The following is a 6362-nucleotide window of genomic DNA, read 5'->3' as shown; positions in this document are numbered from 1 at the left end:
GCCGCACCTTGCCCGGAAAGTCCTGCACTTGCAGCGGCCGGCTCAGCAGCACCGACAGGGCCGACTCCAGGTCGGACCAGAGGCTGAGCAGGTCTTCGTACTCCCCTTCGGAGTGCGCGTGGGTGGAGGAGGGGTGTGCGGACATTGCAGGTGTACAGGCGTCAGTGGCGCTTTTCGAGCACCATCTGGTCGTTGGTGCGGGTCATCTGGAACTCGTTCAGGAAGCTGTTGCCCAGCAGCACATAGGGCATGGGCTGCGAGGTGACGATGGCCTCTACCCCAAAGACCTCGACGTCGCCGATGCGGATGGAGTCGAGCTTCATGCGCCAGCCCTGGGCGACGCCATTGGCAGTGTTCATGCGCACCGGCTGGCCGCTTTGGTAGTTGAGGCCCATACGCTCTGCATCCGGCCGCCCGATGGCGACGGTGGAGGCACCGGTGTCCACCATGTACTGCATCACCTGCCCGTTGATGGTGCCGCTGTTCACAAAATGGCCTCTGCCATCGGCCACCAGCAAAATGCGTTTGCCGCTGCCACTGCGTCCGCCCACGCTCACGGGCGCCTCGCCCAGTCGCAGTGTGCGCCGTGCGCCCTGGATCTCCACGGTGGCTTCGTCCTTGGCGACGGCGATGACTTTCACCCCCTGGAACTCATCCCCCGCGCCCACCGCCTTGGGCGGGTTGGCATTCACCACGATCAGCGCCTTGCTGCCCAGTACACCCGCCAGCGCCACAGCCTGCGCATGCGCCCAGGTGGGGCCCAGCATTAACCCGATGCACAGGGCGAGGAGGCGCTGATACCGGCGTAGCCCCGGTGAGAGCCGCCGCGCAAGGGCCGCCCCGCCGCGCTGGCGGCGTCCCCCTGCCTGCAGCGCTCCGGGCTGCGAGAGCGGGGGGAGGGCCCGCAGGACCTCAGCGGGGTGTCGCTTCATATCAGTCGCGGAAGTTGTCGAACGACAGAGGCACGTCGGTCACATCCTTGCGGATCAGGGCCATGGCGGCCTGCAGGTCGTCGCGCTTGGCGCCAGTCACGCGCACCTTGTCTTCCTGAATAGCGCCTTGCACCTTGAGCTTGCTTTCCTTGAGCAGCTTCTGGATCTTCTTGGCCAGCTCGCTCTCGATGCCGTTGCGCACCTTGATGACCTGCTTGACCTTGTCACCACCCATTTTCTGCACATCGCCCATGTCCAGAAAACGCACATCCACGCTGCGTTTGGTGAGCTTGTTGCGCAGAACATCTTCAATCTGGGTGAGCTGGAAATCAGCATCGCCGATCAGCGTGATGTCCTTGTCCTTGATCTCGATGCTGGCAGAGGTGCCCTTGAAGTCGAAACGGGTGGCGATTTCCTTGGCGGTGTTCTCGACGGCGTTTTTCACTTCAACCAGATTGGCTTCGCAGACGGTGTCAAAAGATGGCATGGTGGGTCTCTATCTCGGGGAAAACAGGTGCAGATATGGGGGCGGATCGCGGGGAGCCAAAAGGCCGGGTGCGACAATCGGGCCAATGGTAGTCGAGAAAAACGCCCCTTTACAGCCCTGCAACACCTTCGGCATTGCCGCACGCGCCCAAACCCTGGTGCGAGTGCATTCGGTGGACGACCTGCGGGCTGTGCTGGCAGACCCCCAGCTCGCGCCGGTACCGAAATTTGTGCTGGGCGGTGGCAGTAACATCATCCTGACCGGTGACGTGAAGTCCGTCGTGCTCAAGATGGAAATCAAGGGCCTGCGCCTGGTGGATGAAACGCCCAAGGCCTGGATCGTGGAGGCGGGTGCTGGCGAGGTCTGGCACGACGCCGTGGCCTGGACGCTGGCGCACGGCTATCCCGGATTGGAGAACCTAGCCCTGATCCCGGGCACGGTGGGGGCATCGCCCGTCCAGAACATTGGCGCGTATGGCGTGGAGCTGCAGGACCGTTTTGAGTCGCTCGACGCCATTGACCTGGCTACGGGCCAGTCGTTCAGCCTGGATGCCGCGCAATGCGGTTTTGGCTACCGTGATTCCGTTTTCAAGCATGCACCTTCCGAAGCGCAGGACGGCAGCGGGCTGCCGCGCGGCATGGGGCTGGCAGGCCGGGCGGTGATCACCCATGTGCGCTTTCGACTGCCCAAGCCCTGGAAGCCGGTGCTGGGCTACCTGGACCTGGAGCGCCGCCGCACCGAGGCGGGGGTGGAACACCCCAGTGCCCAGCAAATTTTTGACTGGGTCTGCGACATCCGCCGCGCGAAACTACCCGACCCTGCCGTGGTGGGCAACGCGGGCAGCTTCTTCAAGAACCCTACCGTGTCGCCCGACCAGTGCGCCGACATCATCGCCCGCGAGCCCAAGATCGTGCACTACCCCATGCCCGACGGCAGCATCAAGCTCGCGGCGGGCTGGCTGATCGATGCCTGCGGCTGGAAAGGCAAATCCATCGGCAAGGCCGGGGTGTACGAGAAGCAGGCCCTCGTGCTGGTCAACCGGGGGCAGGGCGCTGACAGCGTGACAGGGGGCGAGGTGATGACCCTGGCCAAGGCCATCCAGACGAGCGTGTACGAGCGCTTTGGCATCCGGCTGGAGCCCGAGCCGGTGGTCGTGTAGCGCGAAGTCTGAGGCGACCGCTGCGCCTCGAAAGGGCCGGTGTCGCGCCTGGTACGAGACCCCAACAAAAAAGCCACCCCAAGGGTGGCTTTTGCTCATCTATTGATAGCTGGAGAGGCAGTTTTCACTAGCGCTACCAGCCATTTTTGCTCCCAATGAGCCGCCAAGCTGATCCCAGTGGCAACCTGGGAGGCTTGGGGCCCATGGGGCGAGTGCTGCCTTACTTGCGGTCGTTGTCCAGCTGCGCCAGGGCTGCATTGCCTCCCAGCGACAGCAGGCCCGCCCGCGAGTACACACCCAGCTTGCCGCGCGTGTCCGAGATGTCCAGGTTGCGCATGGTCAGCTGGCCAATGCGGTCCAGCGGGCTGAACGGCGCGTCTTCCACCTTCTCCATCGACAGGCGCTCGGGTGCGTAGGTCAGGTTGGGCGACTCGGTGTTCAGCAGCGAATAGTCGTTGCCACGGCGCAGTTCCAGTGTCACGGTGCCGGTCACGGCGCGGGCCACCCAGCGCTGGGCGGTTTCGCGCAGCATGATGGCCTGGGGGTCGAACCAGCGGCCCTGGTACAGCAGGCGGCCCAGCTTCAGGCCATTCATGCGGTACTGCTCGATGGTGTCTTCGTTGTGGATGCCGGTCACCAGGCGCTCGTAGGCGATGTGCAGCAGCGCGAGGCCGGGGGCTTCGTAGATGCCGCGGCTCTTGGCTTCGATGATGCGGTTTTCGATCTGGTCGCTCATGCCCAGGCCGTGGCGGCCACCGATGCGGTTGGCTTCAAGGATCAGCTCGACGGGGTCGTTGAACTCCTTGCCGTTCAGCGCCACGGGCTGGCCTTCGTTGAAGGTCACGGACACTTCCTCGGCCTTCACTTCGACCTCGGGCTTCCAGAACGCCACACCCATGATGGGGTTGACGATGCGGATGCCGCTGGACAGGAACTCCAGGTCCTTGGCCTCGTGTGTGGCGCCCAGCATGTTGCTGTCCGTGCTGTAGGCCTTCTCGGCGCTCATCTTGTAGCCAAAGCCGGCCTGGGTCATGAACGCCGACATTTCGGCGCGGCCGCCCAGCTCGTCGATGAACAGTTGGTCCAGCCACGGCTTGTAGATCTTGAGCGAGGGGTTGGTCAGCAGGCCGTAGCGGTAGAAGCGCTCGATGTCGTTGCCCTTGAAGGTCGATCCGTCGCCCCAGATGTTGACGTCGTCCTCCTTCATCGCGGCCACCAGCATGGTGCCGGTCACGGCGCGACCCAGGGGTGTGGTGTTGAAGTAGGTCAGGCCGCCGGTGCTGATGTGGAAGGCGCCAGCCTGCAGGGCGGCAATGCCTTCGTGGGCCAGTTGCGTGCGGCAGTCCACCAGGCGGGCCTTCTCGGCGCCGTATTCCATGGCCTTGCGGGGGATGGCGTCGTAGTCGGGCTCGTCGGGCTGACCCAGGTTGGCGGTGTAGGCGTAGGGCACGGCGCCCTTGAGCTTCATCCAGTGCAGTGCGGCGCTGGTGTCCAGGCCGCCGGAGAAGGCGATGCCGACCTTTTGGCCGAGGGGGAGGTTCTGGAGGATGGTTGCCATGGAATCTTCTTCAAAAATGATAGCTGCCAGCGCATTGTGGACTAGCGCTAGAGGCCAAAATCAATCAAATTTCAGCCCGAACATCTCAGCCGAAATGGCAGATGTAGTGGTAGGCCTCGGTCACGCGGATGTCGAACTTGGAATTGCCGGGCACGCTGAACTTCTCGCCTGCGGACGATTTCACCCATGCGTCGGTGCCGGCCAGCTTGTATTCGCACGAGCCCGCCACGCATTCCATGATTTCAGGGGCGCCGGTGTTGAACGTGAGCGTTGCGGGCAGCACCACGCCCACCGACTTCTTCGTGCCGTCCGGGAAGGTGATGCCGTGGCTCACGCACTTGCCGTCAAAGTACACATTGGCCTGGGTGGTGACGGACACGCCGTCGATTTTTTCGGTGGTCATGGATGCGCGGGTAGGAATGGAGGAAACCCGCGATTTTAGGGCAGGGTGCTGACGCATTGGGCTGTGCGACCCAACGAAACCCGTGCCCGCCGCCGCTTGCACCAAGAAAAAGAGCCCCGAAGGGCTCTTTGTTCACTGGCTTGTGCGGCTATGCTGCCAGCCTTCAACGCCAGTAAGGGTTGCGGTGGTGCGGGTAGTAGGGGCGGCCGCTGTCGTAGCCGTATTCAATCACCGTCACCGGGGGCGTCACATAGGTGGGGGGCGCCTGGTACACCGGCTGCACGGGGTAGGTGGAGGTCACCACACCCGGTTGGCTGTAAACACCCTGGGCTGCATACGGGTCGGGTTGTGTGGAATAGGTCTGGCCAGCGGGCTGCACGTTCACCGGGATCCAGCGGCCTGGGTCGTTCTGGGTGCGGGTGGTGTACTGGCGGCCTGCGTATTCATACACCACGTTGTAGCCTACGGTACGGTTTTCGTAGTATGTCTCGGTGGAGCAACGCTGCACGTTCTGGTACTGCGGCTGGCCGTTGCCCTCGATCTGGTTGCCTACTACGGCGCCACCCAGCACCCCGATGGCGGTGGCTGCTGCGCGACCGCTGCCCTTGCCGATGGTGTTGCCCACAGCGCCCCCGGCAATCGCGCCAATCACAGCGCCGGCGCCCGTCGTGCGGTTGCCGTTGTAGACGGTCTCGTTGCCACACACCTGCTGCGGAACGCCGACCTGCTGAATGATGGGCGTGGCAGACAGCACACGGCCTTGTTCCTGAGCGCTGGCCACGACGGCGACGGCTGCCAGGGCAGAAAAAATGACGATCTTTTTCATGGAGAAACTCCTTTCGGGTCGGTACATAACGCACCAGACTGCAGAAAAGTTTAGGCCCGCAAGGTCAATTCGGGGCCCGGACGCCGTAAATCTGCGTAAAGATTTGTGCGATTTTCCCGCGTTCCCCGTCCCAAGTCAGCCCTTGGATGCGCCATTCGGCCCGCCAGGCCACTGCTCCGGCACAAATCCGACGGTCACATGCAGGCCTTGGGCGTCCTGCCACTGCACCACGGGGCGCTTGATCACACTGGGTTGTTGCTGCATCAGGGCACTGGCGCTCGCGTCGCCCTGCACCGATGCCTGTGTGGCTGCGTCCAGCTTGCGCCAGGTGGTCCCTTGACGATTGACCAGCTTCTGCCAGCCCACGGCCTTCAGCCAGCCAGGGAGCAGCTCGGTGGGAACGCCTTGCTTTTTGAGGTCATGAAACTGGACTTCCAGCCCTTGTTCTGCAAACCAGGCGCGGGATTTTTTGACGGTATCGCAATTGGGGATGCCGTAGACGGTGATGGCGGTATTCATGCCGCGCATCATCCTCGAAATCGCGGGGGTGAATGCTGGCTCGGCGACAATCTCCGGCTGTATGCAAACCAAACCCCACACCCTGGAAGGCTGGCTGCGCCATTGCGAGCAGCTGCACCCCCGCAACATTGATATGGGCCTGGATCGGGTCGCCGAAGTCGCCCGCCGCATGGCGCTGCGGTTCGAGTGCCCGGTGATCACGGTGGCGGGCACCAACGGAAAAGGGTCGACCTGCGCCATGCTCGAAGCGGTGGCGCTGCAGGCGGGTTATCGCACCGGCGTGTACACCTCACCGCATTTGGTGCACTTTGAGGAGCGCTGCCGTGTGCATGGCGAAATCGTGTCGGCGGCGGACCTGGTACCCCATTTCGAGGCGGTGGAGAGCGCCAGAACTCAGAACGGAAATGAGGTGTCTCTCACGTACTTTGAGTTCACCACCCTGGCCATCCTGCGCTTGATGAGCCATGCGTTGCTGGAT

7 protein-coding genes and 2 pseudogenes are annotated in these 6362 nt (G+C 63.3%); 2 read left to right on the top strand and 7 right to left on the bottom strand.

Annotated elements, in window-relative coordinates; all coding sequences use genetic code 11:
• From DBR23_RS30930 to DBR23_RS17415, 3 genes and pseudogenes are all read right to left on the bottom strand, one after another.
• A pseudogene (locus tag DBR23_RS30930) lies at window positions 1-145 on the bottom strand (phosphodiesterase); the annotation flags it as partial.
• A gap of 16 nt (window positions 146-161) precedes the next feature.
• On the bottom strand, window positions 162-767 hold the full coding sequence (locus DBR23_RS17420; RefSeq protein ID WP_108499085.1) for a TIGR02281 family clan AA aspartic protease: 606 nt from the start codon (window positions 765-767) through the stop codon (window positions 162-164).
• Window positions 768-933: 166 nt separating this feature from the next.
• On the bottom strand, window positions 934-1419 hold the full coding sequence (locus DBR23_RS17415) for a YajQ family cyclic di-GMP-binding protein (protein WP_056063745.1): 486 nt from the start codon (window positions 1417-1419) through the stop codon (window positions 934-936).
• A gap of 85 nt (window positions 1420-1504) precedes the next feature.
• On the opposite strand from DBR23_RS17415, the gene murB reads away from it, so the two are divergent.
• A complete protein-coding gene (gene murB, locus DBR23_RS17410) occupies window positions 1505-2578 on the top strand; it encodes a UDP-N-acetylmuramate dehydrogenase (RefSeq protein ID WP_108499084.1) in 1074 nt (357 codons plus the stop codon).
• Window positions 2579-2798: 220 nt separating this feature from the next.
• On the opposite strand, the gene argG is transcribed toward murB, so the two are convergent.
• The 4 genes from argG to DBR23_RS17390 form a co-directional block, all read right to left on the bottom strand.
• Complete coding sequence (gene argG / locus DBR23_RS17405; protein WP_056063739.1) at window positions 2799-4136, bottom strand: argininosuccinate synthase; 1338 nt, start codon at window positions 4134-4136, stop codon at window positions 2799-2801.
• 85 nt (window positions 4137-4221) lie between these two features.
• Entirely contained in the window at window positions 4222-4539 is a 318-nt protein-coding gene (locus DBR23_RS17400) for a pyrimidine/purine nucleoside phosphorylase (RefSeq protein ID WP_015014470.1), read from the bottom strand.
• A gap of 163 nt (window positions 4540-4702) precedes the next feature.
• On the bottom strand, window positions 4703-5365 hold the full coding sequence (locus DBR23_RS17395; RefSeq protein WP_056063736.1) for a glycine zipper 2TM domain-containing protein: 663 nt from the start codon (window positions 5363-5365) through the stop codon (window positions 4703-4705).
• Window positions 5366-5500: 135 nt separating this feature from the next.
• Window positions 5501-5884 carry an arsenate reductase gene (locus DBR23_RS17390; protein WP_108499083.1) on the bottom strand — a complete coding sequence of 128 codons (384 nt, stop codon included), beginning with the start codon at window positions 5882-5884 and terminating at the stop codon, window positions 5501-5503.
• Between the two features lie 61 nt (window positions 5885-5945).
• Here DBR23_RS17390 and DBR23_RS17385 point away from each other — a divergent pair.
• Window positions 5946-6362: pseudogene (locus DBR23_RS17385) on the top strand (bifunctional folylpolyglutamate synthase/dihydrofolate synthase); the annotation flags it as partial.

Source organism: Acidovorax sp. HMWF018 (assembly GCF_003061035.1).
Lineage (GTDB): Bacteria > Pseudomonadota > Gammaproteobacteria > Burkholderiales > Burkholderiaceae_C > Acidovorax > Acidovorax delafieldii.
This window is presented reverse-complemented; position numbering and strand designations above follow the sequence as displayed.

Excerpts from the sequence above, each read along its gene's own strand:
- DBR23_RS17390 (WP_108499083.1), bottom strand. The coding sequence starts at position 5,884 with ATGAATACCGCCATCACCGTCTACGGCATCCCCAATTGCGATACCGTC.
- DBR23_RS17420 (WP_108499085.1), bottom strand. The coding sequence starts at position 767 with ATGCTGGGCCCCACCTGGGCGCATGCGCAGGCTGTGGCGCTGGCGGGT.
- argG (WP_056063739.1), bottom strand. The coding sequence starts at position 4,136 with ATGGCAACCATCCTCCAGAACCTCCCCCTCGGCCAAAAGGTCGGCATC.
- DBR23_RS17400 (WP_015014470.1), bottom strand. The coding sequence starts at position 4,539 with ATGACCACCGAAAAAATCGACGGCGTGTCCGTCACCACCCAGGCCAAT.
- DBR23_RS17415 (WP_056063745.1), bottom strand. The coding sequence starts at position 1,419 with ATGCCATCTTTTGACACCGTCTGCGAAGCCAATCTGGTTGAAGTGAAA.
- DBR23_RS17395 (WP_056063736.1), bottom strand. The coding sequence starts at position 5,365 with ATGAAAAAGATCGTCATTTTTTCTGCCCTGGCAGCCGTCGCCGTCGTG.
- murB (WP_108499084.1), top strand. The coding sequence starts at position 1,505 with ATGGTAGTCGAGAAAAACGCCCCTTTACAGCCCTGCAACACCTTCGGC.